Annotated in this window: 36 protein-coding genes, 1 tRNA gene and 1 riboswitch; all 37 genes read right to left on the minus strand. The window is 38.4% G+C overall.

Translation table 11 applies throughout. The features are described 5' to 3' along the window. Position 1: 1 nt before the first annotated feature. On the minus strand, positions 2-715 hold the full coding sequence (gene pyrH / locus K8P03_RS10815) for a UMP kinase (protein ID WP_223420612.1): 714 nt from the start codon (positions 713-715) through the stop codon (positions 2-4). A gap of 88 nt (positions 716-803) precedes the next feature. Continuing rightward, positions 804-2,192, minus strand: a complete 1,389-nt coding sequence (locus K8P03_RS10820) for an MATE family efflux transporter (protein ID WP_223420613.1) — start codon at positions 2,190-2,192, stop codon at positions 804-806. Positions 2,193-2,337: 145 nt separating this feature from the next. Next, positions 2,338-3,120 (minus strand): bifunctional hydroxymethylpyrimidine kinase/phosphomethylpyrimidine kinase, encoded by a 783-nt coding sequence (gene thiD / locus K8P03_RS10825; protein ID WP_223420614.1) that lies wholly within the window; start codon positions 3,118-3,120, stop codon positions 2,338-2,340. Positions 3,121-3,133: 13 nt separating this feature from the next. Next, a complete protein-coding gene (thiW, locus tag K8P03_RS10830) occupies positions 3,134-3,640 on the minus strand; it encodes an energy coupling factor transporter S component ThiW (RefSeq protein WP_223420615.1) in 507 nt (168 codons plus the stop codon). A 61-nt stretch (positions 3,641-3,701) separates the two neighbouring features. Continuing rightward, a riboswitch (TPP riboswitch) is annotated at positions 3,702-3,800 on the minus strand. 330 nt (positions 3,801-4,130) lie between these two features. Beyond that, entirely contained in the window at positions 4,131-4,331 is a 201-nt protein-coding gene (locus K8P03_RS10835) for a hypothetical protein (protein WP_223420616.1), read from the minus strand. 156 nt (positions 4,332-4,487) lie between these two features. Then, positions 4,488-4,808: a hypothetical protein gene (locus K8P03_RS10840; protein ID WP_223420617.1), complete on the minus strand. Its 321-nt coding sequence runs from the start codon at positions 4,806-4,808 to the stop codon at positions 4,488-4,490. A gap of 10 nt (positions 4,809-4,818) precedes the next feature. Beyond that, positions 4,819-5,139: a hypothetical protein gene (locus K8P03_RS10845; RefSeq protein WP_223420618.1), complete on the minus strand. Its 321-nt coding sequence runs from the start codon at positions 5,137-5,139 to the stop codon at positions 4,819-4,821. A gap of 23 nt (positions 5,140-5,162) precedes the next feature. After that, positions 5,163-5,597 (minus strand): hypothetical protein, encoded by a 435-nt coding sequence (locus K8P03_RS10850; RefSeq protein WP_223420619.1) that lies wholly within the window; start codon positions 5,595-5,597, stop codon positions 5,163-5,165. A gap of 73 nt (positions 5,598-5,670) precedes the next feature. Next, the gene (locus K8P03_RS10855; protein ID WP_223420620.1) at positions 5,671-6,258 is read right to left on the minus strand and encodes a hypothetical protein; all 588 of its coding nucleotides are present in this window, start codon (positions 6,256-6,258) and stop codon (positions 5,671-5,673) included. A gap of 84 nt (positions 6,259-6,342) precedes the next feature. Beyond that, entirely contained in the window at positions 6,343-6,603 is a 261-nt protein-coding gene (locus K8P03_RS10860) for a hypothetical protein (protein ID WP_223420621.1), read from the minus strand. 735 nt (positions 6,604-7,338) lie between these two features. Further along, complete coding sequence (locus tag K8P03_RS10865) at positions 7,339-7,734, minus strand: hypothetical protein (RefSeq protein WP_223420622.1); 396 nt, start codon at positions 7,732-7,734, stop codon at positions 7,339-7,341. Positions 7,735-7,747: 13 nt separating this feature from the next. Further along, positions 7,748-8,506, minus strand: coding sequence for a peptidoglycan amidohydrolase family protein (locus K8P03_RS10870; protein WP_223420623.1), 759 nt, complete (start codon positions 8,504-8,506; stop codon positions 7,748-7,750). A gap of 124 nt (positions 8,507-8,630) precedes the next feature. Continuing rightward, on the minus strand, positions 8,631-9,095 hold the full coding sequence (locus tag K8P03_RS10875; RefSeq protein ID WP_223420624.1) for a hypothetical protein: 465 nt from the start codon (positions 9,093-9,095) through the stop codon (positions 8,631-8,633). 84 nt (positions 9,096-9,179) lie between these two features. After that, positions 9,180-9,341, minus strand: a complete 162-nt coding sequence (locus K8P03_RS10880) for a hypothetical protein (RefSeq protein WP_223420625.1) — start codon at positions 9,339-9,341, stop codon at positions 9,180-9,182. Between the two features lie 2 nt (positions 9,342-9,343). Further along, a complete protein-coding gene (locus K8P03_RS10885) occupies positions 9,344-9,577 on the minus strand; it encodes a hypothetical protein (RefSeq protein WP_223420626.1) in 234 nt (77 codons plus the stop codon). After that, entirely contained in the window at positions 9,577-11,271 is a 1,695-nt protein-coding gene (locus K8P03_RS10890; protein WP_223420627.1) for a hypothetical protein, read from the minus strand. Before K8P03_RS10890 ends, K8P03_RS10885 begins: the two co-directional genes overlap by 1 nt. Beyond that, positions 11,271-11,711, minus strand: coding sequence for a hypothetical protein (locus tag K8P03_RS10895; RefSeq protein ID WP_223420628.1), 441 nt, complete (start codon positions 11,709-11,711; stop codon positions 11,271-11,273). The genes K8P03_RS10890 and K8P03_RS10895 overlap by 1 nt, the downstream gene beginning before the upstream one ends. Next, entirely contained in the window at positions 11,711-12,010 is a 300-nt protein-coding gene (locus K8P03_RS10900; RefSeq protein ID WP_223420629.1) for a hypothetical protein, read from the minus strand. Before K8P03_RS10900 ends, K8P03_RS10895 begins: the two co-directional genes overlap by 1 nt. 8 nt (positions 12,011-12,018) lie before the next feature. Further along, positions 12,019-12,690 (minus strand): hypothetical protein, encoded by a 672-nt coding sequence (locus K8P03_RS10905; RefSeq protein WP_223420630.1) that lies wholly within the window; start codon positions 12,688-12,690, stop codon positions 12,019-12,021. Next, complete coding sequence (locus K8P03_RS10910) at positions 12,687-13,784, minus strand: baseplate J/gp47 family protein (protein ID WP_223420631.1); 1,098 nt, start codon at positions 13,782-13,784, stop codon at positions 12,687-12,689. The genes K8P03_RS10905 and K8P03_RS10910 overlap by 4 nt, the downstream gene beginning before the upstream one ends. Beyond that, entirely contained in the window at positions 13,763-14,215 is a 453-nt protein-coding gene (locus K8P03_RS10915) for a DUF2634 domain-containing protein (RefSeq protein WP_223420632.1), read from the minus strand. Before K8P03_RS10915 ends, K8P03_RS10910 begins: the two co-directional genes overlap by 22 nt. A 3-nt stretch (positions 14,216-14,218) precedes the next feature. Then, positions 14,219-14,620, minus strand: a complete 402-nt coding sequence (locus K8P03_RS10920) for a hypothetical protein (protein ID WP_223420633.1) — start codon at positions 14,618-14,620, stop codon at positions 14,219-14,221. Beyond that, the gene (locus K8P03_RS10925; RefSeq protein WP_223420634.1) at positions 14,604-15,602 is read right to left on the minus strand and encodes an XkdQ/YqbQ family protein; all 999 of its coding nucleotides are present in this window, start codon (positions 15,600-15,602) and stop codon (positions 14,604-14,606) included. The genes K8P03_RS10920 and K8P03_RS10925 overlap by 17 nt, the downstream gene beginning before the upstream one ends. Next, entirely contained in the window at positions 15,599-16,117 is a 519-nt protein-coding gene (locus K8P03_RS10930; RefSeq protein ID WP_223420635.1) for a LysM peptidoglycan-binding domain-containing protein, read from the minus strand. Before K8P03_RS10930 ends, K8P03_RS10925 begins: the two co-directional genes overlap by 4 nt. Before the next feature lie 131 nt (positions 16,118-16,248). After that, a complete protein-coding gene (locus K8P03_RS10935) occupies positions 16,249-18,489 on the minus strand; it encodes a tape measure protein (protein WP_223420636.1) in 2,241 nt (746 codons plus the stop codon). Between the two features lie 145 nt (positions 18,490-18,634). Beyond that, entirely contained in the window at positions 18,635-19,018 is a 384-nt protein-coding gene (locus tag K8P03_RS10940) for a phage tail assembly chaperone (protein ID WP_223420637.1), read from the minus strand. Between the two features lie 8 nt (positions 19,019-19,026). Beyond that, complete coding sequence (locus tag K8P03_RS10945; protein ID WP_223420638.1) at positions 19,027-19,464, minus strand: phage tail tube protein; 438 nt, start codon at positions 19,462-19,464, stop codon at positions 19,027-19,029. 11 nt (positions 19,465-19,475) lie between these two features. Continuing rightward, positions 19,476-20,561, minus strand: a complete 1,086-nt coding sequence (locus K8P03_RS10950) for a phage tail sheath C-terminal domain-containing protein (RefSeq protein ID WP_223420639.1) — start codon at positions 20,559-20,561, stop codon at positions 19,476-19,478. Further along, entirely contained in the window at positions 20,562-21,191 is a 630-nt protein-coding gene (locus K8P03_RS10955; RefSeq protein WP_223420640.1) for a phage tail terminator family protein, read from the minus strand. Beyond that, positions 21,188-21,610 (minus strand): HK97 gp10 family phage protein, encoded by a 423-nt coding sequence (locus K8P03_RS10960; protein ID WP_223420641.1) that lies wholly within the window; start codon positions 21,608-21,610, stop codon positions 21,188-21,190. Before K8P03_RS10960 ends, K8P03_RS10955 begins: the two co-directional genes overlap by 4 nt. After that, positions 21,610-21,975: a hypothetical protein gene (locus K8P03_RS10965; protein WP_223420642.1), complete on the minus strand. Its 366-nt coding sequence runs from the start codon at positions 21,973-21,975 to the stop codon at positions 21,610-21,612. The genes K8P03_RS10960 and K8P03_RS10965 overlap by 1 nt, the downstream gene beginning before the upstream one ends. After that, entirely contained in the window at positions 21,972-22,373 is a 402-nt protein-coding gene (locus tag K8P03_RS10970) for a head-tail connector protein (RefSeq protein ID WP_223420643.1), read from the minus strand. Before K8P03_RS10970 ends, K8P03_RS10965 begins: the two co-directional genes overlap by 4 nt. A 9-nt stretch (positions 22,374-22,382) precedes the next feature. Next, entirely contained in the window at positions 22,383-22,727 is a 345-nt protein-coding gene (locus K8P03_RS10975; RefSeq protein WP_223420644.1) for a HeH/LEM domain-containing protein, read from the minus strand. Between the two features lie 10 nt (positions 22,728-22,737). Continuing rightward, positions 22,738-23,601 (minus strand): capsid protein, encoded by an 864-nt coding sequence (locus K8P03_RS10980; RefSeq protein WP_223420645.1) that lies wholly within the window; start codon positions 23,599-23,601, stop codon positions 22,738-22,740. Between the two features lie 12 nt (positions 23,602-23,613). Continuing rightward, positions 23,614-24,201 carry a capsid assembly scaffolding protein Gp46 family protein gene (locus K8P03_RS10985; protein WP_223420646.1) on the minus strand — a complete coding sequence of 196 codons (588 nt, stop codon included), beginning with the start codon at positions 24,199-24,201 and terminating at the stop codon, positions 23,614-23,616. Positions 24,202-24,275: 74 nt separating this feature from the next. Beyond that, positions 24,276-24,364 (minus strand) — tRNA-Ser (locus K8P03_RS10990). A gap of 36 nt (positions 24,365-24,400) precedes the next feature. Then, entirely contained in the window at positions 24,401-24,610 is a 210-nt protein-coding gene (locus K8P03_RS10995; protein WP_223420647.1) for a hypothetical protein, read from the minus strand. Between the last annotated feature and the right edge of the window lie 35 nt (positions 24,611-24,645).

Raw genomic sequence — 24,645 nt, forward strand, 5'->3', positions numbered from 1 at the left:
TTTAAAAACTCTCCTTTACTCTTGTTCCAAGATTCTCATCTTCAAATACTCTTACCATATTTGCCGGATCATCAATTCCAAAAACAATTAATGGCATGTTGTTATCCATACAGAGTGAGGTTGCTGTTGTATCCATTATCTTTAATTCTCTTTGAAGGATTTCCTTATAGGTTAGCTTGTCAAATTTTTTGGCATCTGGGTAAACATTTGGGTCCTTATCATAGATACCATCTGTGCCGGTCTTGCCTAGCAAAATTACATCAGCACCAATTTCTAGAGCCCTAAGACTTGCTGTAGTATCAGTTGAAAAATATGGAAGACCTGTTCCTGCTGAAAATATGACAACTCTGCCCTTTTCAAGGTGCCTTACAGCCCTACGTCTAATATATGGCTCTGCAACTTCCTTCATAGAAATAGCTGTCATAAGCCTTGTATCAAGGCCGATTTCTTCAAGAGTGCCTTGGACTCTTAGACCATTCATAACTGTTCCTAGCATACCGATATTATCAGAGCTTGCCCTATCTATGGTAGTGCCTGACCTTCCTCTCCAGAAGTTTCCTCCACCAACAACTATGGCGACTTCAATCCCTTTTTCTGTAAGGATTTTGATATTTTCGCATATTTTACTAATCATCTCATCGTCAAATCCAAATCCAGTCTTACCGGAAAGGGCTTCGCCGCTTAGTTTTAATATAATTCTTTTTGTATCCTGCAAAATATTCCTCCTACTTATTATTAATTATAACCTATAAATGATAACATTTGCAAGTCTTTATATTTTTATCTTTTTTGAATCCAAAAAGTTAAAATGACCCATTCATCCAATTGCCTCTGAGGTAAATAATATGGGCAATAATGCTAATCATTACATTAGAAATAGACATAGCAAGCCAAATTCCTGTAGCGGCCAAGTCTGTAAAATATTTAAAGAAAAATAATAGAGGAATTCTTATTACCCAAAGCCTTAATACATCAATAAACATTGAGTATTTGGCATTGCCTGATCCTTGGAAAAGTCCCTGGTAGATGAAAAACATATTTAACATCACAAGGGTAATTAAGGTATAAGCCATATAGGTGTCAGCTTCCTTCATTAGAGTTGAATCAAGTGGTGCGTCTATGAAAAATCTTAGGATTTGGAACCTGTAGATATAACTAATTATAGCGATTATAATTGACATAATAACTACTATAATAGATGCTTTCTTGAAGGTTTCCTTGACTCTTTTTATATTGCCAGAGCCTATATTTTGGCCAATAATACTTGTAATTGCTGATCCTATCCCTCCTGGAGGAATATTTAGTAGGCCAGAAATCCTGTTAACCATACCATAGGCCGCAACTGTGTCTGTGCCGTAAGATTGGATAAAGGAGTTTAGGATAATAAAACCTGCAGCTGTTCCCATTTGTCCAATGACTGCTGGTGTAGCTATGGTATAGATTTTCTTAACAACTTGCTTTTCCCATTTGATATAAAACAGGGATTCATAATTTAATTTAATTAGGTCCTTGTTTGTCCTAAGGTGTATAAAACCAAATAGACACATCAAGGTCTGGGTCAAAACTGTTGCTATAGCTGCTCCCTTTACCCCAAGTCCTAGGCCTGTAAACCCAAAAATAGGGATAGTATCAAAGATAAAAAATGGATTTAAAACCATATTTAAAATTACACAAGTTGTGCTGATTATAGTTGGAATTGAGTTTTTTCCTTGGGCTTGAAAAATTGCCGCATAAATAAAATACAAAAATATAAAGGGGATCCCAAAATAAGAATATTTCAAATATTCCACAGAAAATATATGTAAATCTCCAGTCGCTCCCATCATGGTCACAATAGCTTCGGCTGTAAAATATCCCACAACCATAAAAATTAATGAAAAATAAAGTGAGATATTTATAATTGTGTCATTGTATTTTTGGGCAAGCTTTACATTATCCATGCCAATTAACTGGGAAATTAAGGAAATCGCCGCTATTGATAGGCCTATACCTATGGAATTAAACAAAAAAATAACAGGCCAAGTAAAGGAAGTTGCTGCAAACTCTGCAGTTCCTAGCTTACCAAGCCAGAAGGCATCAGCTAATGAATATAATTGCTGGATAAAGTTATTTAATATAATTGGAATGGAAATTACAGCTATTGCCCTGTAAATATTTCCATTTAAAATCAATTCTCTTCGGTCTTTTTTCATATCTGCTCCTTGCAAAATCTTATGAATATTCTACCATAGTTAGGATTAAAAATATAGATAGTTATGATTACTATTTTATTTTGCTCTCTATTTTTCTCAAAATAAAAACTAGCAAGTTTTTTAATATCTTGCTAGCTTATTTTTATTAAATTATTTTATAATTGTGCATTAATGGACCAGATCCTTTGCCTAAGTCTAAACCCGCTCTTAGAGCTCCTGTTAGGTAGTCTTTTGCCTTTTCTATTGCCTGGTCAATGTCATAACCCTTGGCAAGATTTGCTGCAATGGCACTAGAAAGAGTGCAACCTGTGCCGTGGGTGTTTGGATTGTCAATTCTTTCAGACCTAAACCACTTAAATTTGCCATCCTTGTATAAAAGGTCATTGGCATCGTTAACCCTATGCCCTCCCTTAAGGAGAACTGCGCAATCGTATTTTTTGCCAATCTTTTCTGCAGCCTTAATCATCTCATCCTCATTTGTAATTTCCATGCCCGCTAGGATTTCCCCTTCAGGAATATTTGGTGTAATCACATCTGCAAGAGGGATTAATCTGTTAATCAAACTATCCATAGCTTCTTCTTTTAAGAGTTTTGCCCCAGATGTGGCAACCATTACTGGGTCAAGGACAATATTTTTTGCCTGATATTTTTCAAGAGAAGCAGCTATTGCTTCTACGATTTCTGGCGAAGATACCATGCCGATTTTAATTGCATCTGGGTAAATATCATTAAAAACTGCATCCATTTGCTCTGTGATGAATTCTGGGCTTACATCAAGGATGCCAGTCACTCCTTGGGTATTTTGTGCAGTAAGAGCTGTGATAACACTCATAGCGTAAACCCCATTGACGGTCATAGTCTTAAGGTCAGCTTGGATGCCAGCGCCTCCTGATGAGTCAGAACCTGCAATTGTCAAACAAGTTTTCATACTTTTCTCCTTTTTAATTATAGATTTCTTTTACAAATTTGCTGTCTTTAAGCCTAGCTAAAATTACACAAGCAATGATTGTTCCACCTGCTGTTGATGCAAAAAATGGAAGGATATAGGTGTAAAAGGCAATATCTGCGGCAGATTTGCCCATAAGTAAGACTGCAACAGGATAGGCAGCAAGACCCCCTAAGATAGATGTGCCGAAGATTTCCCCACAGGCTGTCAAACTAAGGTTTTTGGTTTTTTTGTAGATTATACCACAAAGAAGGGCGCCAAACATTGAACCTGGAAATGCCATTAGGCTTCCAAGGCCTGCCATATTTCTAATTAATGAGGCCACAAAGGCTATCACTATTCCATAAAAAGGACCTAGAGTAACTGCTGCAAACATATTTACTATATGTTGGGCTGGTGCACACCTGGAAAAAAAGACAGGAAATGAAAATGTAGATCCTACTACTGCGAGCGCTACTAAAAAAGACGCTAGAACTAATTTCTTAAGTTTTGTATTATTCATAAATACTCCTTTAAAATATACTCACAGAAAAGCAAATAAAAAAAGCTAACCCCAAGGTTAGCAAAATTAAAAAAAGACTCCTTACGCCGGCATTATCCGTATCAAGTAAAGGGTCGAAGTCAAAACTTCCTCTCAGCTATAAGCTCCCCTGTTAAGTCTATTTTATGGTAAATAAAAGATAGTGTCAAATAATTATTAATTCGAAGAAAATTTAAGTCTTAAATTTATTAATAATTAGCCTTTCAGAACCTAAATCCGCCTGTTCCTTAAATTCAAATGCATTAATTCCTAATTATTACACACATTGCACACACGCAAAAAAAGAAGCACTGGATTCCAATGCTTCTTTTAGTATTTGGTGCGGGATAAAGGGACATTATCTTCTTTATATATAAGCATCTTTGCATAGTATAAAATAAGAGCAAACGAAAAGCAACAAAAAACATTAACCGTTGGTAACAGGTTGGTAACAATTTAAGAGAGGGGACAATTACCCCTCCTTTTTTCTTGCATTCTTATTTTCCTTTTTATATATCTCAATTAATTCTTGCAAATCTTCTTCATCTGCATAATGCCTCACAAAGGTTCTTGCAGTAGTTCGACACCTTAAATATTTTACTCTTTCAGGATTGTTTTTCTCCCATCTCTTGGTAGCTCGTCTTTGAGCTTCACTTGCTTTGCCCTCAGTCATATATCCTCCTTGACATTTTTTAAATTATAGATTATAATCAGATTATAGATATCCGCATTAGCGGAGGTGGCTCTACTTTTTAAAAGTTAAGAGCAAAAAATTTTATACCCGCATCAGCGGGGCAATTAAGCTCTCCTTGTGAGAGCTTTTTTAATATCAATAGTCTATATTTTGTAATACCTCTTTGATAAAATCATCTTTTAAATCATCGTCAATATCAGTTTTTGCCCCATCAGTATCTTCATCATAGATGCCCCACTCTTCTAAAGTCTCTCTCCAATAACTAGCCTTTAAAGGGATGATATAAACTACTTTTTCTTCGTCTGCTGCGGAAGATTGCTCAGACCTTATGCCTATATACCCATCATCATATATAGCTACCTCTAGATCACTAACCCCTATGGTTTCATAAATTTCGTTCCAGCTCTCTTTGCTTACTAAATTAAAAGCCTTTTCTATATCTTCATAATTTCTCATCAGAATCTCCTTATAGTTCTTCTATAGCCCCATAAATCATAGTTTTAAAACTTCTCACCCTACTAGTTTCTTTACCATCAACAACAATCTCATCTTTTATCAAATCTATATAGCATCCATAAGCCATATTTTTTATTCTATTAGCTTCAGAATTTGAGATGCTTTCGCCATTTATAGAAGCACTTGAGATGTTTCCTGAATTGTAATAGCTAATTTTCATCTTCAACAAATCTTTGTAACAATTTCTTAAATAAAGTCTATCTCTGCCATACTTAGACCACCTGCTAGCCCCCATGGCTAGCAAGATTTCTAATTTCTTATCAGTCATCATCTCATACTCCTTAATTTTTATTTCTATATAAAATCTTTTATATTAATTAAATATTTAGCATTAGTTCTATAACCAGTCTTCACATCACGTCTACCTGTAAACCAATCATAAGGCTTACCATCTTCATCATATCTAACCTCATAAAGTCTCTCGATTTTTATGATTTCAGTCTTAAGATTGTCTTCATCAATCTCTGTAACCATCTTGCTCCAAGGCTCTCCTTTTTCTAACCAAATTTTTTCTATTGCATCTTGAGTAGGAATGATGCTAATCTCTCTAGTTGGATTTCCTTTCTCTGTCATAGGATCTTCAGCTAACCACTTTAAACCCTCAATAAATTCTTCTTCTGTAATTCCTCCGTATAATTGCCACTCTTTAAAAACTCTACTTTGACCACTTTTTACAAGTTCGATTTTCTTTTCTAATCTCCATTGATTGTTTACGTTGATTGTTGTCATGATTTTGATCTCCTTGTTTTTAATTTCTTATCTTAAGTATATTATACTACTAGTAGTATATAAATGTCAAGTGTTATTTTGAATTTCTTTTAAAATTAACTTCTTTATAAAGTTCTCCATTTTTATATATTCTATACGCTATATTTTCTTTTCTTAAGTTTACCATTTTTTCGACTTTTATATTTTTTTCCCTCTTCACTCCTTTAATAGCTAATTTTTTTGCTATAAATATATGGTTGCTATTATGTCCGTATTTGTAATCAAGCCTTAACATTTTCTTTTCTTTTATCTCTTCAAATTTTTCTTCACTAAAGAAAATGTTTTTTCTATACTTACACATTAATATAAAAGTATGTATTGTTGCAGATTCTTCATCTTCAAAATCAAATAATCCACTATCTTTAAGACGTCCCCATTGAATTAAGACTGTAGATGAATCATAGTTGAAGTCAACTTTTTCTAATTTTACGCCAAATCCAAATCTTTCACCTTCGTCATTTAATAAAACATACATTCTATCATAATCAGAACTTTTTATATTCTGTTCGTTTAAATAGTAACCTTCATTAATTTTCTCTGCTAAGAATAAAGATATAGCTTTTTGAAATTCTCTTTTTGAAATAAACTCATTTGCTTTTAATTGTTCGAATACATTTGTCATATTAATCTCCTTGTTTTTTTATTTTTTGTATCTCTTATCTTAATATAAGTATACTACTAGTAGTATATAACGTCAAATGTTTTATTAAATTATTTTTGAAATATAGCCAGCTACATCGCTGTCCCATTCATCGCTATTTACATTTTCTCTATAAAAGTAAATCTCATCAACGTATCCATTTAAGAATTCTTCATAATCGCCATCAATACTCCAACCGTCTAGATCACTAAAGTTAGTGAATATTAGTTCTTCTTTACTTTCTGCTGTATCTTCTATTTCAATTGTATCTGCTAGTCTGTAATCTTCGAAATCGTCTGCTTTTCTGTAAACTTGGTATTTTGTCATTTTTTAATCTCCTTTAAATTTAACTTGTTTTGTTATTATTAATATACTACAAGTAGTATATATTTACAAGTTTTTTTGCATAAACCCAACATACATAAAAAAATCAATAAATATAAAAAGACAAACATTGAAAATTCAACAAAGCTTCATATTTTACGTTTTAAGCCCCTCAAATTATCAAGGCATATAAATACCCTCTGAAAAGATTAACTAAAGACCTACATATACAAGAATTTAAAAAAAACACAAAAAAAGACTCCCAATCGGGAGCCTCTTTTCTAGAAATTTGCTTTCTATTTAATAAAACAATATTTCAATCCGCGTCCTTTTTATACAAGTAGACGACTTGTTATCTTTATACTAGCACACATTTAAAAAGCTGTCAAATAAAAAAGCACCCAAGATATAAAAATCTTAAAAGCGCTTTTTCCTCAACATCACACTCACACCCAAATCTATAAAGATTAGATAGAATATGGTTGCCCTTGGTAGACAATGTCACACCAACTTCCCAGAGGGACTTTTCCGCCTTTCCGACTAGTCTTATATACTATACCCCTTTAGTCCAAAATATTCTCACAGATTAAACTAAAAAACCCCGTAGTCCAATATTCCCTAAAATTTTGCACTAAAAAAGACCCGCCCCAGTACAGGCGGGTTTTAGTGTAAAATTTCGGAATCCCTCGATTCTCATATATTTTTGTACTGTAGCCAATCGGCATAAACTTTTTTTACTTACTTCTTTTTCTTAGCCTCGTGGACTCTTCTATGGACTGCATCGTCTATATACTCATCAAAATTTTCCTCTGATCCAAGATACTCTTTTAAAAGCTCCTTGCTTTTAGCATCCAAATCTTTCTTGATTTTCTCCTTGGCATCCTTCAAGACTTTTTCCTTTGCTTTTTCGTCAAATTCTAAAGTCTCCGACTCCTTAAGAGGCTCAACCATAGTTTGATTAAGGCTAGCAACTATGGTCTCCGCCAAATCAAGCACTTGGTCATAGACATACTTCTTAGTTTGATTTTCTTCCTTTTCTACTTTAGCCCTAGTCAACTTTATCTGCTCTCTTACAAAGCTTAAAACCGCTATCATGCAAGCAATCCCAATTAAAATCATAAAACTATCTTTCATCTTTAAATCCTTTCTACTTAACCCTAATCTTCTGTCCCTTATATATCAGGTTAGGATTTTTAATTTGCGGATTAAGCTTAATCACACTATCAAGGCTAACTCCATGAGCCTTAGCTATACCGCCTAGACTATCCCCAGCCTTAACAACATAATAAACAGGCTTACTTTTTAGTTGACGGTTAACCTCATCTTGGACATCCCTATAAGAGTACCCTGCCCTTTGGAGTCTCGCCTGCCTATCAGCACCAACACCCCACTTACCAGCAATAACTTCTTGTGCAATCTGGTTTATAGTCTTTTTAGGTTTATCCTCAACAGCACCGACCCACCTAAAAAAGCGAACAGGCACTTTTGAACTATCAAGGTAGTACCAATAGCCCTCCGACTCGTTGTTTGTGGTCACAGTGCCATTGCCATAATTACAGTGGATAATCTCCCCCTTGCGGGTAAATAGTCCAGTATGACCATAAGCACCGCCAGAACCACCTTCACGTCCTTTTACAAAAATATCTCCCCTTCGTACTTCACTATAAGGGATTTCCTTGAGATATTTCCCTTGGCGTGCAAGTCTGAATAAATCTTCAGTCGACCCGTTATACATAGACTCAGGCAAAAATCCACCGAACTTACCACACTTAAAAGCAAAGCTAGAGCAATCCTCGGTATCAGAGTAATAGGACGCTTCTTTACCAATCCTACCACCACCCATCACATACCTTGGTTTATGCCACCTAGATTTTGCATAGTCCATCATCTTATCTATACTTCCCATATATACCTCCTTGTGCATATACTTGTGCAAATCAAACACTTGTAATTTCAACATTTACAACAGGCCTTGTGACTATCCTTGTGAAGATAGTACAAAACCTTGTGCATATAAAAAGGGACTAATCCTAGCCCCTCTTAATCTTTAATATTTCTTGCTTCACTTCCTCAAGCATAGCCTTAGTTGCAAGCTCCTTAGTAGTATCTTGTACTATATCAAGCCTACCGATAATATCTTGCACTCCATCCTTAAGCTCTCCGAAGTTTTCTTCCGCACAATTATTGTGCTTATCCAGCAAAGTATCGCTATATTTCAACGCTTCTGTAAACTTGATAATCGCTTCGTTGGTCTGACTGTGGAGGTCTATAAGGCTTTTTGTCTGCTCCCTTTGAGCCTCCCTGTCATCCTTCCTCTCCTGCCTTTCAATCTCTTTTTCAGCCTGAAAGTTTTCCCTATCAAGTTTTTTCTGTTCCTCGTACTGCTTTAATGCTGACTTGCCAAAAGTAAGTATCAAGATAAGTACCACCACCGATACAGCAATGGCCACCCCTTGGTCAGCAACTAACCCTATAATCTTTTCATCAATACTCACAATTTAATCACTCCTAACTAAAAATAAAGAAAAGGGAGCCACAAAAGCCCCCTCAACTTATATCTCAAGCCTATCCCACAGTCCTTAAAGACTTTCAGGAATCATCGCTCTTAGCTCTTCTTTTTCGTACTCCTCCAACTTTGGATAAGTAGCAAGGATCTCTTCCCTAGTAGCAACTTCTGCTTCCATCCTAGCTAGGATTGCCCTATAAAAGATTCCCTTTTTCCAAGATTTCATCTTCTTCATTCTTATTCACCCCCTCCCATCATTTCACTCAACGCAACTTCCAAATTAGTAAGCCTTTCGGGAATATCATCTTTTTCAATTTCGCTGCTTGTCTTATCTACCTGACCCTTAAGGTCATCCATCTCTTTTTTAAGGGCTTCATACTTCTTGGTATCAGTAACTTCTTTACCATAAAACTTAGTCTTAAAGTCTTCTATATCCTTTAGATCCACAGGATTATAAATCTTAACACCCATTACTCAATACCTCCCTTTATACCTCTTAGAACAGAGGAAACATCCGCAGGGCCATTTTCTATAATCACCCTAACCCCCAAAGCCCACTTGCCAGCGGTTTTTGTAGCATTTGTGAAAGAAAAGGCTCTTGCAATTTTAGACATATTAGTTATATCCTCCCAAGTAGGCTTAGCATCTAAATAGTTATTACAAGCCAAAACTTGGAAAGTCTTAGCATCTATAAAGTCCCCATGAGGCACTGCCACAATCTTCTTAGGCTGGGTATCATACTCGGCAAGCTTAAACTCGACATCAAGACCTCCAGAAATCCTCTCAAAAGTGAATTTTCTTATAGCCTTCTTATCAACATTTTCATCATCCCAAGCTAAAAGTTTTAACTCATGCTTACCATAAGTAAGACTTATAAAGGTATCGTGGTTAATCTTATAGGAGTATTCTTTCCCATCTTCCGCACCTTCTTGACTCATTACTTCCTTACCATCAAGAAGTAGACTAAAGTAAATCTTATCCTTTTCTACATCCGACACAGAAAACTTTATAGTCACAGGATTTTTAACCTTACCCAAATCAGAATCAACTCCAGATATAATTGGCGGAGTGTTGACCTTGGTAAAAGAATACCTTCTATAAGCAACCCCACCCTTACCATCATCAGCCTTTATGGTAATTGTATAAGTCTTTCCAATCTCTAATTCCCTAACCTTAGCCTCATCGAGGGTAAAGCGTAGGTCTTTTCCTTGGGCATCAGATATAGATGCCATCTCCTTATCATCAAGGCTAATCCTCACACTTACAGGGTCAGAATCCTTATCATCCACCCTATAAGATACAGTAAAGCCAGTAGACTTAGACCCTAAATCAGAATCAGACCCAGAAATCTTTGGAGCTGTATTAGCCTTTGAGAAATAATAAGTCCTAGATGGAGCTTCCGCCCCCTTAGAGTCTCTTGCCCTAATCTCAATCTTATGGTCACCTAGGCTAAAATCATCAAGGCTTACAAGATACTTTTGATTAACCCCTAGAGGGACACTCTTCCCCTCAACCTTTACTACATCATCAACTAAGATATCAACACTAACTACATCTCCGTCAGAATCTGACACTACATAATCAATGGTAAAATCAGAATCCTTAGACCCCAAATCAAGGTCTGAACCTGAAATTGCAGGATTAGAATTTAACTCCTTGTCATAGACATACCAATATCCGTCCTTTTGGCCGTTTTGAGGGTATGCTCCAACCCCTCCACTAACAACCCCAATATAACTTCCACGCTTAGGTGTTTTTGTATCTACAACCGACTTAACAGGCCTACCCTTATCAACATATCCATATTTTGACCATAAGTAACTAGAAGGTTCTTTACTGAGTCGTGTAAATTCATAAACATTATCTTCAACATAATCCCAATATCGAGTATTATCAGCTTTCGTAAAGAAAGTATTTCGTTCATTGGGACTTTTTATGGCATAAATCTTATCTCCAACTTTTATTTCATGTAAATATTTTAAATCATATTGACTTAAAATAAACTTTCCCGTTTTTTTATTAATATCAATTGCAGTTAGATATCGGTCTCCCTCGGGCTCAACTGTAATATCATAATAATCATTTGTATTAAGAGGCCCATATTCTATCTTATAAGTATAATCATATGCAATATTATATTTTTTCCATTGGTGTAAACTTGCCATTATGACCACACCTCCCCTTTAGACTTATCATAATATCCCTTATTAATTTTAATCCCTTCAAGGTTATCAAAGGTAGCAGCAAAGGCATTAGCAACCATGCCATTAAGTGTAGTCATCTCTAAACCGTCAGTCTTAAGGGCTAACTGTAAGAGTGTAGTATCAATGTTTTTCCTCCACTCATAAAGGATGGCAATTCCAACATCAAGATTGCCCAAATTCATCTCAGATAGGTCTGTCCCCTCCTCGATTACTTCCCCTTCATAAAATTTAAGATTAACAATATCCTTGCCAGTCTTAGGGTCAACCCCGACCTTATCCAAAACAAAAGTCCAAGGCATCTCCACAATCCTATCCTGAAACTTGGTAGGCTCATAATCCGTAAACTTCTTATAATTCTTTAACTTATCCTCTAAATTAAAATAAGGATTTTCTGATATCATTATCTAATCACCTCATTTTCTACACGAATCTCAACCACCGCCAAAAACTTATAGTGGCTATCCTTCACAATCTCCATATCCTGAACTTGAACCAAATCCCCGTCCACATCATAGATTTCAATTTTTTCTATTTTTCCATTAACCCCAGAAAGGGCAATAAAAACCTTAATAACGTTGGAATTTAAGGTAATCTTATTGATAACCCCCTCCAAATCCTTACCATCAACATAAAGCAAAGCCTTATCAATCGACTCTTTAATCCTCAAAGCCTGCTTATTAAGCTGTTCTTGTGGTATCATACATCCTCCTATCTCTTACCAGCCTGGCCTTCACCAGCCTGCCTGTACCTTGTAGCCTTAACCTGTCCACCATCACCAAGACTAACTCTTTCCACCATCTTAAGTCCCCTATGCTGATAATCATAAACTTGGCCAGTCTTATATAGATTACTACCAGTCATGTAAAAGGGATTAAGGTAGGTCTTGGTGGACTCCTTAAATACTAATTTATCCACTAACATTAGATTTAAAATGAAATCAAGGTGTGCTGGTATTATTTCATTAATCGCTTTTACTAATTTATCAAAATTAGGCTTTTCTTTAATCTTTTTTAGGTCAAGATTAAAAGAATATTCTTCATAGTCGGGATAAAATTCCCCCTCGACCCCAAAACTTTGGCATAGATCAAGGAGGGCCTTTTCAGTAGTAACACGACTAGCCCCGATTTTAGCAAGGATAGCACTAATCCTATCATCTATAGACCCAACCCCCTCAAGACCATAATCCTTCTCAAAGCGGGCCAGATAATCAAGGACACCGTCCTCACCCTTTAAAAGGCTAGCAATAAGACCGTAGCCAAAGCCCTTAAGCCTCTTATCTATCCTTTCAAATTCCTTATCCTCGGCAAAAAAAGTATCGTCAAGGTCTGGGATTTTGCCTACAAAGCTTGGCAGCCTTTTCTTAAAGCGGTCACCTCTCATGATAAGGTCACCTCGCCAACCTCAAAGACTTCCTCATCTTTTAGGCTCACAGAGTCAGTCGCCCCGCCTATGGTAAGTTCGCCTATATCCATAACCCCAGCAATGGAGTAACAAATATCAATCACCTTGGCCACAGTCAAGCGGTTTTTCTTATAGGACACCTCGCTATCGATGTAGGCTTGCAGGTCTTCTTTTAATTCACTTGCTATCATATCCTTAGACTTGCCAGTCCCCATTTCTAGGTCAACCTTGCCCTTAATATCAATCTTTTTAGCCTTGGCGGTCTCAACAGTTAGATATGCCCCTATAGGAGCAAGTCCCTCTCCGTCTCTTTCTCCGCCGTGATCTATATGGTAGGCAACCTTCTTAATCAAATCTTCCTTGGCGGGCTTTTGATTGCTATCAAGGATTGAAATCTTAACAGTTCCAGGTCCTTTCCATAATGGAAATACCTTAACACGACCAACCCCATCAACCTCTCTAGCCCAGTGCATATAGTGGTAAATATTTCCACTTGTTCCAGGGTAACGCATCTTAAGGAGAGTTCTCTCTCTCAAAGACTCATCATCCTCAACTTCTGCACCGCCTGTGATAGGCTCGATGTTTTCAACACTTTCTAGACCTGCAAGTTGACTAAAACTAGTCACTTCAAAAGCCCTTGCATTAGCCTCAAGGCCTTCACCGTCCGAAGCAACTTCCACATCGACCTTGCCATCTTGGCCTATATAGGCAGGCACTCTTGTATAAAAAGCCTTATCCCCAGCATAGACCCTAAAACCAGCAGGGATAAAAGTATTAGGCTTACCCTTAAAGGTTACGACACCAGTCGCCTTGGTCTTAGTCCTTCTAAATACCCCGACCTCCTTAGCCTTGGCATCAAGAAAATCACCCGTCGCAGTTTCAGCAAAGTGCATATCAATTAGCCAATCGACATAGTCGTAATACTTAGCTATTTCCTTTGCCACAGCCTGTATATTATCCGCAGCAAAAGAACCCTCAATCTTATTAGGAGGGTTCTTCAAATCTTCTTTCATCCTGTCGGAAATCTCCATCCAGGATAAGCTTTTTAATCTTACTCTATCTGTACCTTGCAAGACACCCTCACAATCTCATCATTAAAGACGGTAGTATAGTAAACATCCACATTTAACCCACTCTTATGGGCCTTAATATCAATCTTATTAATCGACACCATAAAGGGATGGACCATAACCGCCTCAGTGATATATCTCTTAATTTCAGCCTCCTTAAACTTCGATGAAATCACCTCACCGATCAGGCTGTAAATTTCAGTTCCAAATTTATCAGTATAGGCACTATGCTTAAAACGGTTTGAAATCATGGCCTTATATATCCAGATTTTCATAGCCTCGTTGCCATAAACATAAAAGTGCCTACCGTTCTTGGTCTTTAAAGTATTATTCTCAAAATCATAAGCATACTCACAAAAACCTTCCTGCTCTAAAACTTCAACGTCCGCCCCTACCTCATCAAGGTAGGTCATAGACTTTGGTAAAATTGCCATATCCTACCCCCTGTGTGTAGGCGGGTATTTTTCAGTTTCCTCGCCTATTTTTATTAATCTTCCATGGACTATAAAGGAGTCACCCCTATCGGTCACATCGATTAAATCGCCAACTAGAAATCTTCTTTCGTAGCAGTCAGGCTCCATCTCCAAGTCTCCTATATCCACAAAGGCCTTGCCCTTATTTACAGCAAAACTTTGAGGGTTTGGGTCTTGAGTCTCAACCTTAATCTCTTCAAATTGCTTTATCCTATCGACCGCAGGGAGGTAGATTACAAAGTTTTCAGATGAGTATTCAACCCCATTAATGGTAAAGGCAAAGGGCTTAAGCTTGGTTACAATCCCAATCTCCGAAGCGTCCTTCCTTCCCTTAAGGTCTTTAACATCTCTAACCAGTTTTTCCACTACTTTCCCCCTTTTTGTCCATCTCAAGCTCACTAGTAAGTTTCAAATCCACAATATGGACCGCATCGTCTAGCCTATGAGAGTCAGCCTCGATGTAAAATTTACCAGATATGATCGAGGACTTAAGCTCAATCGACTTGCCAGCGACCATATCCCAGTCGCCTATGCAAGTTACATCAATTTCAGTCTTAGCCCCCTTCATAAGGCCAGCAACTCCGCTAGAGTCGCCCTTCAAAATCTTCTGGATTTTACCGAACCTTTCCTGACTCTCAGAGTCCTTACCAGCTTCCTTTTTCTCGTCTTTTTTCTTATCTTCTATGGCCTTAACCTCGTTTACAAGCTCGTCAAGGCTTTCTTTATAAGACACATCTAAAAGTTTGCCGACCACAGGCTCGTCAAGTTCTTCAAGAATTACAGGATGTTCTTCTCCCGCCTCAAAGACATTTATAACCCCGTCGATATCGACCAGTTTATATTGTTTGCCAGTCTTCTCACTATCCTTGGTATAAGCAGCCATTATAGCATCATAGGCGGTAAGACCTCTTAGGTTATAGGAGTACTTGCCAGTCTTAGCCAAATCACCAGGGGTAAGACCCAGGTCAGTAATTATAGCCCTAGCCACTTCGTCCGCCGACTTATCGGTAAAGACTTGGTCCTTAGGTTCGTTTTTATTAAGGTATATTGCCCTATCATAACAAGTTATATCAAGGCCTACGCTATTATCTTTTGTAGCCTTAGACCAGGTAACCCCCTCAAAAAACTTGATAGGCTTACCCTCCTTGATTTCATAAAAGACCGCCGTATCACCTAAATTTAGGTTATAAGCCTTAAAATTCTTATCGACATCAGCCCTTAAGGCCTTAAAAGAAAGAGTCCTTGTCGACTCCTTTATAGACCCCGACAGGTTCACACCTCCTACAACCTCAGAAATATCAGTCTTAAGTCCGTCAGGGCTTGAAATAATAGCCTTAATCTCTATCATTTTGCCCCCTCTGGGAACTTAAGCTTAGTCCCTATTTGTAATTTTCTTGGATCAGTAACGCCATTAAGCTTAGCAATCTCTCTCCACCTAGACCCATCGCCCAGCTTCTTATCCGCCAAGTCCCAAAGGGTATCACCCTTCTTGACCAGGTAGGATGTCACTTGCTTAGATGGTTTTTCCCTAGGCCTATCCTTAAGGACACCCTTCTTGCTAGGCTTCTTGGACCTCTCAACGTTTAGATAAGAATATTCCTTTAGGGCAAGGGTAAAGGCCACATCGCCCGACCCGTCCCCGTCTTCTTTCCCATAGTCAAAAGACTCAATCGCCATAGCAAGGTTTATATCAGTATCCATAATAGCAACCCTTATAGGTTTCCCAGAAAGTCGCCATTTGTTAATCATCTCTATACATACATTAGGTTCAGGAAAAGTCTGACTAAAAAGAAAAGGATAAGGCTTAGATGGAAAAAATGATGAAATTGTCATTGTCCTTAGCTTCTTTTTTCCTATAGCCAAAACCTCTCCCATATTGATCGTATCAAATGAATAAGTATTATGAGGGCTTGATATGTTATGGTCTTGCAAAGGCCAAGGTAATTCCAAGACCTCCGACCTATTCTCAAAAGACAAGACTAATTGTTGCATTGTCATACCACAACCCCCAATCTCTTAAGTTCGTTAGAAATCACACGTCCAACCTCACCATTAGTCATATTTGCCCCGTTGACATTTATGACAATTTGTCCAGGGTTAGATGGTTGAGGTGCAGGACTTACCGACCTAGCCTCTTTTTCAATCGCCTTCCTAGTCGCCCCAGCAGGGTATATCTTAGTCCCCATAGGTAGCTTCATCATCTCTTGGCCTTGCTCATTAATCTGAGTTAGACCCCCAGGGAAGTAAGAAGTACCAGTAGCGTTTTTCTTTTTACCGCCAAAAATACCGCCAATAGCTCCTTTTATAGCTCCGCCTAAACCACCTAAGGCACTAGCAATCTTGCTTGGTATAGAAAAGAAAGCATCCACAGCAGTATCTATAGCCCCCTTGATAGTATCAAAAGCGGCTTTAGCTATATTAACAGCGTCCCCAATAAGTTGGAAAGCTTCTTTTACCCAGCCTCCAACCATTTCCGCAAGTTCGCTAAACTTAGGCACTACTGTATCAGTTATAAAGCTTGCCACACTTGTAAAGGCAGGTAGGACTATGTTAGTTATAAAACTAGATAAAACTTCCCAAACAGGATTAAGTGCCACGATCACATCAGCCAAGACCCCAAAAGCCCCAGCGACTAGGTCAATAACGCCTCCTAGTAAGTCAAAGCTTTCACCCATGCCACCGTCAAAAAGCCCGCTAAAAGCCTCGACCACAGGTGCAAAAGCCTCTTTCAAGGCATCAAAGGCAGATGCAAGCTTTTCTTTGATTGGCCCAAAGGCTTCGCCAAGCTTATCTTTAATCCTTCCAAAACCTTCCTTGGCCATCTTAAAGCCTCCAGTTACAAAGGTCTTAACACTATCCCCGACCTTTTGAAAAGTCGGTATTAGTCCATTTAAAACCTTATTAACCTTAAGCAAGGCAGGAGTCATAGCCACAAAGATACCGCCTTCATCGCCCTCACTACCGCCTAGAAGACCCGCTCCTAGTTTAGATAAGGCAGAGCCAAAGTTCATTTTGGCAGCATCCCAAGTCTTATTCATCTCAGATGCCGAATTACCAGCCGCCATTGTAGCAGCCTTAAAGGCATCTTGAGATGATATTTGTCCCTTGGAAATCATATCCCTAGCGGTGTTTTGGTCTACACCCTTCATCTCTGCAATTTTCTCAAGCATAGGAAGACCCCTATCCGATAATTGCATAAGTTCGTCACCTTGGAGCCTACCAGTAGTCTGGATTTTATTCATGATGGCCCCGATGGAGTTGAAGTCAGACCCAGTAGCAGCCGAAATATTGGCCACGCCCTTAAGATATCCGCCCAGGTCTTTCTCCTTAACACCCGCAGCGATTGCAGATGAGGCAGTCGACATAGCGTCGCCAAAACCATAAGCCGTACCAGTAACAGCATTCATAGCAGACTTTGAAATATTTTTTATAGCAGCGTCATCAAACTTCCTAGACCCGTCAGCGTTGGTTTGTCCTCTTAGCCTAGCCTTAGCAGCTTGGATATTTTCAAGTCTTGTCATACCAGCCCCAATAGTAGACCCAGCAAGGCTAGTAACAGCCCCTAGTCCCCTAGTAATGGCCCCAGTAATAAGGTTACCACCGATTATGGACTTCATGATGGATGGACTTTCGCCACCTCCACCACCTCCACCTTTACCAAAGGCCTTAAAAGGATTGAGCTTAGAAAAGAGACCACCAATCTTGGAAAATCCCGCCTTAAGACCACCAAACATCTTAGAAAAACCACCCTTAAAAGCAGTCTTGATAGGATTTTCCATACCTATATCAATCTTATGCTTCCTGCCTGTAAGATTTCTTAAGGCCTTTTCCATATCCTTGGCCTCTTTTTTAGCTCGCTTGAAAGTTGAGTAGTCAAGCTTAAAGTTTCTAAAAGATGATTTCATCTCACTAGCCTTGGATTTTATAGAACTCATATTAGACTTGATTTTATCCATAGCCCCCATTTTGGCAGTTATGGTGATATCGTATGGTCTATTTAAACCGTTTAGGGTAGATTGTAGGCTTTTAATCCTATTATTAACATTAGCAACTCCAGTATCTTTAATATCTACACTATATTTTCTTGAAAAGGCCGACTTTAAAGCCGACCCCATCTTACTAGCATTACCCCTAATTGCATCCATAGCAGAGGCCATAGCAGAGGTAGATGCTTCAATCTTTTTTGCCTTAGCCGAATAATCATCGACCAGGGTAACTTTTTCTATAATTGCCATTTCTTGGCCTCTCTTTCTCTTTCAGCTAGCATAGTTGCCGTAGCAAGTGCTATCTCAAAAGAATCTAGGCTAAAGATATAATCAAAAGTATGCCCCTTCTCCAGCATATAAGCCATAAGGGACAACTCAGGATCTCCAGCCTCTATTAGTTTTTTGCTTTTTCAACCACCTTAAGGGCTTCCTTATCAAAGCCCGCCTTTTCAACCAAGGTAGTAGCTATGCTTGTAATTTCACCCACCATAAAGATTTTTGATACTAAATCCACAGAATTTTTCACCCCATAGGCTTCTAGTAGTTCGCTATCCTTAAGGTTAGGCTCCAAGCAGCAAGTTTGGATTAAATACTTGTTACTCTCATGGCCCGATTGTTTTCTATTCTTGCCATAGGCCTCCGAATCCTCATAATCAATCATATTAGGAACTCTAAATAAAAAAGTGCCAGTTTCAGGCACCTCAATTTCAATTTGTTTATCTTTTTTATCCTCGATTAATTGTTTTTTCTTGATTAAATCTTTAGCACTAATTGCCATATATCCTCCTAGTAAATACCCTCAGCTACTTCGGCATCGCTTGGTGTAAAGCCAAATTCAAAGGTCTTTTCCACCACCTCAGCCTTATCAAAGTTAGTCAAAGGCAAGTTATTAATCCAGCAGTTACCGATGTTAATTCTTTCTACTTGGCCGCCAACAGCGTCTGGATCGTCAAGACAAACCGAAGATAAAAATCTTGGGTCATGGCCCGCCTTAAGGGCTGCAAGATACTTAGCAACACCCCTAGTGTAAACATGTTTAACTACAAATTGTCCGCTTCCAGCCATACCAGTAATCTTTGAATCAACATCAGTCCCGATTTGTACATCGCCCCTTTGAAGCTCGATATTAGCTTCAAAAGAAACAACCTCAAAGATAGCTTCCCCGTCTATATGCAAGGTTCCCCAAGCCCCCGCAATTCTTCTAAAACCTCTATTTTCAGTCATTTAATCACTCCTTATTCATTAAAAAAGTTGATATATAAGTCTTCCATGGCGTCGATTAAGGAAACATATCCCTCTAAAAATACTTTAGACCCAGTATTAAATTCTTTAATTTGCTGGGTAGTCATGCTTTCAGTATCCGCCCCACGTTCAACCGCATATCTTAGGTTTTCTTCGATATTTATATCAACCCTATTCTTATCTGTATCTTGTAAGACAAGTCCCTTAAGCTCAGCAAAGTAGACCCTATTAATCATGGCTATAAATTGCTGCTTATTAGCATAAGTGTTAGACACCTTGCCCACATAATACTTATCAAAAGTATCTCTAATGTCGTCCTTGATAAGGTGCATGGCATCGACAATCTTAATCTTTCTAAAGTCGTCGCCCTTCTTTTCATTCTTGCCAGTATAAGAGTTGACAGCCCTAGCCACCTTGTAAACTTCCCCGTCAAAGGTCAAGAAAAGTTTGCCCTCATCCACTGCCTTATCAGGGTCATCAGCAAAATCAAGGCTCGCTTCGCTTATCTTTGGCCACTCATAGTAGGTAAAAGACCTATTAAGAGGCAAGGCCGCAAGTTGACTCGCAACAAGGGCAGTAAATTCTTGTCCAGTATAGACTTCCCCATCATAAGTGACAGATGAAGTTGCCCAGTTTATAAGGCTTTCGTGTCCTTTTTCCTTAAGGTCGAAACCTACAAACTTAATAGTCCTATCACCAGGGTCAACAGCTTGTTTATTATGCCAGGTCATAAGGTTTTTAAGGTCAGCCGCCTCAAGGTTAGGTGCTGCATAGTAATTAAATTTGATAAGCTTATATCTTTCCGTAACCTTATCAAGTGGGTTCTTATCCCCTACAATTTCAACCAACAATTTTCTAGGATTAGCCTCAAAAGCTAATCTTATAAGCTTGGCATTTCTCTCGCTAAATTGCTTCTTTTCTGATAAATCGAAAAGAGTAGTAAGCTTGTAAGAACCTTGTTCGTCCTCGTTTTCACCCTTAAGTAAAAGAAGAACAATTCCTCTCTCGCTTCTTTGGATTGCAGAAAGTCCTTGAGACTCAAAAACAATCTTAATTTCAGGCATTCCTATTTTTGCCATCTAATCCTCCATAAATTCATATTCTAATTTCAAGCTATCCATCAGCTTGATTTTCTCTTCTTCATAATCTTTCTTTGCTTGGTCAGTCTTAAAGCCTAGGTCTAAAGCAAAATCCCTAGTATCCGCAGGCCTTTTCTTCGCTTGGTCTGGTCTTTTTTCCTCGTCCTCTTTCCTAGGTTCAATAGCTTGATTATGTGCCTTCATGGTCTCATCATCAGCCAAGTAGTAAGGCTCAAGCTCATCAGCAAAGTCAAAGCGAACCAAGAAATGTAAATCTTGGTCAACCAGCTTATACTCTGGAGCCTTAAGACAATGAAGCGTCCTCTTATCGACAAGATTTTCATCATCATAGACCCTCACAGTTAGGCCCATAGAAAAAGCACTCATAAGCCTATCAGCTATCTTGAGTGCTTCCCCGACAGTATTTCCCTTGGAAAAGTAAATAATGTCTAGATCTATTGACTTGTTTATGATGTACCTTGAATGTGGGCTAGTTGTAAAACTAATAATCTCCACACTCATATCAGGTCTTTTTTGCTTGTTAATCCTCTCCTTATAAACTTCGATACCCTCAAAACTTGCAAGCAAAGTTTCATTAACCGCTCTAAAAATATCAGTAAGTTTAATCATAGGCTTTCAATCGCCTTTCTAACTTCTTTTTGTACCGCTGGTTTAAGGCTATCTTCAAGCCTCCTAGTGCCATCCCTTAGCATATAAGACCCTGGCACAAAATCAGCCTTAAGCCTCTTACCTATGGCAGGGACAAAACGACCAGGTTCTTGGCGGTGTCCGTACTCAACGTGTTCCGCGTACTCAAGATTATTAGCAAGGTCCATCTCAAACTTAAGCCCCTTCTTATCAGGGCCAGTAAGCTCCCAAGACCTCCTCAAGTCCCCAGTATCAACAGGGGTATTATCCCTAACATCATCACGCCAAGACAAACCCTCATCAGCCATAGCGGTATAAACCGCCTGGTCTATCCTAGGACTTAGACTCTCGACCTTATCAAGTAGATCATCAAGACCCTTAGTATCAATCTTAATAGTCATCAAGCATCATCCTTCCTGATAAGAGGTGTTTCCCTATGGGATTGATAAATAACCCCTTCACCTGCCCTAAACTCATAGGAATTACCGAGGACATCAGCCACAATCCAGTCTCCAGGCTCGATAGTGATTTCAGGTCTGGTAAAAAGCGTAGCTATATACATAATAGGCTGGGTAGTATCAGTAATATCAGATGTAGACCCCTGATTAAAACTAACCGCACAGTCTATATCCTTATAAACTTCCTCAAATTTAAAAGAATCAAAGCCCAGCTCATCCTTAGTCGGCACAGGCCTCTTAACCGTGCAGGTATGGTAGTAGGTCTGGGCTAATATATCAGCCTCACCCTTAAAGATTGGGCTAGTCATACAAGCCCGACCTTCCTATACTCCCTAATCCTCGCCTTATAATCGTTTATAAAGCCAGCTGGATCAAGGGCAAGGTTATTAGGCGACCCATACTCAGTAACCTTGGCATTATCTCCATAAGAAATGGTAGTATCGCCCCTAGTTACCGAAGAAATCTTCCTTGATTCAGGATTATTAGCCTCATCTACAGCCTTAGCCTTATAGTAATTAGCCTTGGTGTACTCCGCCACCATCTGGATAACAATCAGCATAAGGCCAGTCGGGAAATCCCAGCGGTTACAATAAGCAAGGACTTGGGCCTCTATAAGGTCAAAATTAAAGCTTAAGAGCTCATCGCTTACAGCCTTATTGACCTCATCATCCATCAAAAATCTTGCTTTTTCTAACTTATTTTCCATTACAACCTCCTATTTAAGGAGTTCTAGCAACTCACTTTTTGTAGCCTTAGCCTTGTATTCAATCCCTGCTTCGTCAAGTTTTTCCTTAATCTCTGCAACAGTTAAATCTTCTTGATTTTCTTCTTCTGCTTCTTGAATTTCAGTCTCTACTTCTTCATTAACTTCCTTATCTTCTGGAGTTTTAACTTCATCTTCTGGAGCGTCTTCTTTGATTTCTTTGACTTCCTCAACAAAACCATTCACGAGTTCGTTTAACTCTTCAAACCTATCTTGAGATACTTCGAAAATATCCTCAACATTCCTGTAACAATCTTCTCTTAAATCATAAAAACATCTATTTGTCTTAACTAACATCTAATCCTCCCTATCCCGCAATTTGTGCCTTAATAATAGCCACCTTATTATCATCTGGCACGTAGTTAGCAAGCTGACCCGCACCTTGGATAGCAATACCGTTAAAGTCAGATGAATCTATAGTCCTGTAAGTTTCAATACCAAGACCAACCACACCGATATTGTCAGGAACAAAAATCGCAGCAGTATTCTTTTGGAAATATTCCTCTGGCAATTCTCTTAAGATAAAGCCTTTAAATTTATTAAGTATTTGTTCGTCCACATTTGCAGAAGAGTTCTTCGCAGTAGTAGTAAGCTTAGCACCAATTAAAAGGTCATAAATATCTGGGGTAACATAAGCATTCCAAGTCCTAGACTTAGATACTTTCTTATTCACAAATTCTTTTCTAGCCTCAAAGAAAAGTTTAATAAGTGCTTCTTCGGTCATAGCCGCTTGCTTAGTTACTCCAGCATTAGCATCTAGTATCTTTGACATATAGTCATTAAGGTATTCAACCCATTTTTCAGCGTGAAGTGCAGCTCTTTCAGCGAGTACTTGTGCTGGGACATCATTAACGGTAAATCTATCAATACCCTCGTGGATTGCTATAGGTTCATCGTATTGTACAGCCTTATCAATAGACTTAATTTCTTGTCTTGGTCCAAACCTATTAGAGTTGCCAGTACCAGTACCAAAGGCCACATTTTCACCCTTGTCATACTTATTAATAACTACATTTGTTGGTGATATCTTTAAGTGTAGAAAGTCCTTGTCATACTCAGCACCTTCCGCCACTTGCAAACCACCGCCAAAAGTATTAAAAAAGTGTTGTTTTGTTTCAAATATTTTCTCGATTACTTGCTTATAATTTTTTGAATAAATTTTCATTGCCATAATAAAAAACTCCTATCTTATTTTTTCAGCCGCAGCAAGCCATGGATCAGTAGGCTCTTTAGTCTCTCCAGTCTTTGGAGCGTCCGATTGGTAAATCTCTTTTTTAATTCGCTCCAAATCAGCCTCGTAGGTCTTCTTAAAATCCTCAATATTAGCTTTGGTAGTGTCGATGTCAGTTTGCATCAAAAACTTCCCAAACTTTTGAGGTATCTTGTTTTCTTCAAGGACCTTAGAGGTTTCATTTTCGAGCTTCATTAGTCTAATTTCTTCCTGGGCTGCCTCAAGCTTTTTCTGTGTTTCAGCTCTCTCTTCCTCAGCGATTTCATCCGCAGTCATCTTAGCCCTAGCCGCTTCCTTAGCCTTTTCAGCCTTGACAATCTCATTGACCTTGTCCTTGGTAAGCATATTTTTAGTAGCTTCCTTAACCGCCTTGTTAACCGCTTCTTGTAACTCTTCTTCGCTATAAGAGATAATATTTTCAGTATCCTTGCCCTCTTCTTGCTTAGTGGTATCAGCTTCCTTAGTAGTATCAGCCTCAGCCCCTTCGTTAGTTTCAGCAAATCTCTGCAAATTAATATCTCTCAAAAATAAATCTTTCATTCCTACCCCCGTTTAAGGTCCGTATGACCATATATTTCCACACTTTTTTTAAGTCTAGTGAGTCAAAGACCATATGGCGGCAAGAGAGGGACTCGAACCCCCGCACCTTTTAAGGTCTAGCTAGTTAGCAACCAGCCCCCTTCACCATCTTGGGTATCTTGCCAAATAAAAAAGACGGCTTTCCCACCGTCTCAATTATTTATTTAATTCCTTTGTTTACATTGTAATACCTGGGCTTTTTCCTCAGTTTCTTAAATTCTTCTTCGGTCAAAAGCCTCTGCATAGCAATCTTATATTTTTTGTTATAGGGATATTTCCCACTATCAATTAATTTCCTAACATTTTCAGCATCTTTCTTGCATAAAAAATGAGCGTGCTGGTCATAGCTCCCGCCCTCTCTAATTAGCATCCGCTTTCTTTTAGGTAATTTTGGATAATATTTTA

Origin of the sequence: Anaerococcus murdochii (genome assembly GCF_019957155.1) — a bacterium.
GTDB classification, from domain to species: Bacteria; Bacillota; Clostridia; order Tissierellales; family Peptoniphilaceae; genus Anaerococcus; species Anaerococcus murdochii.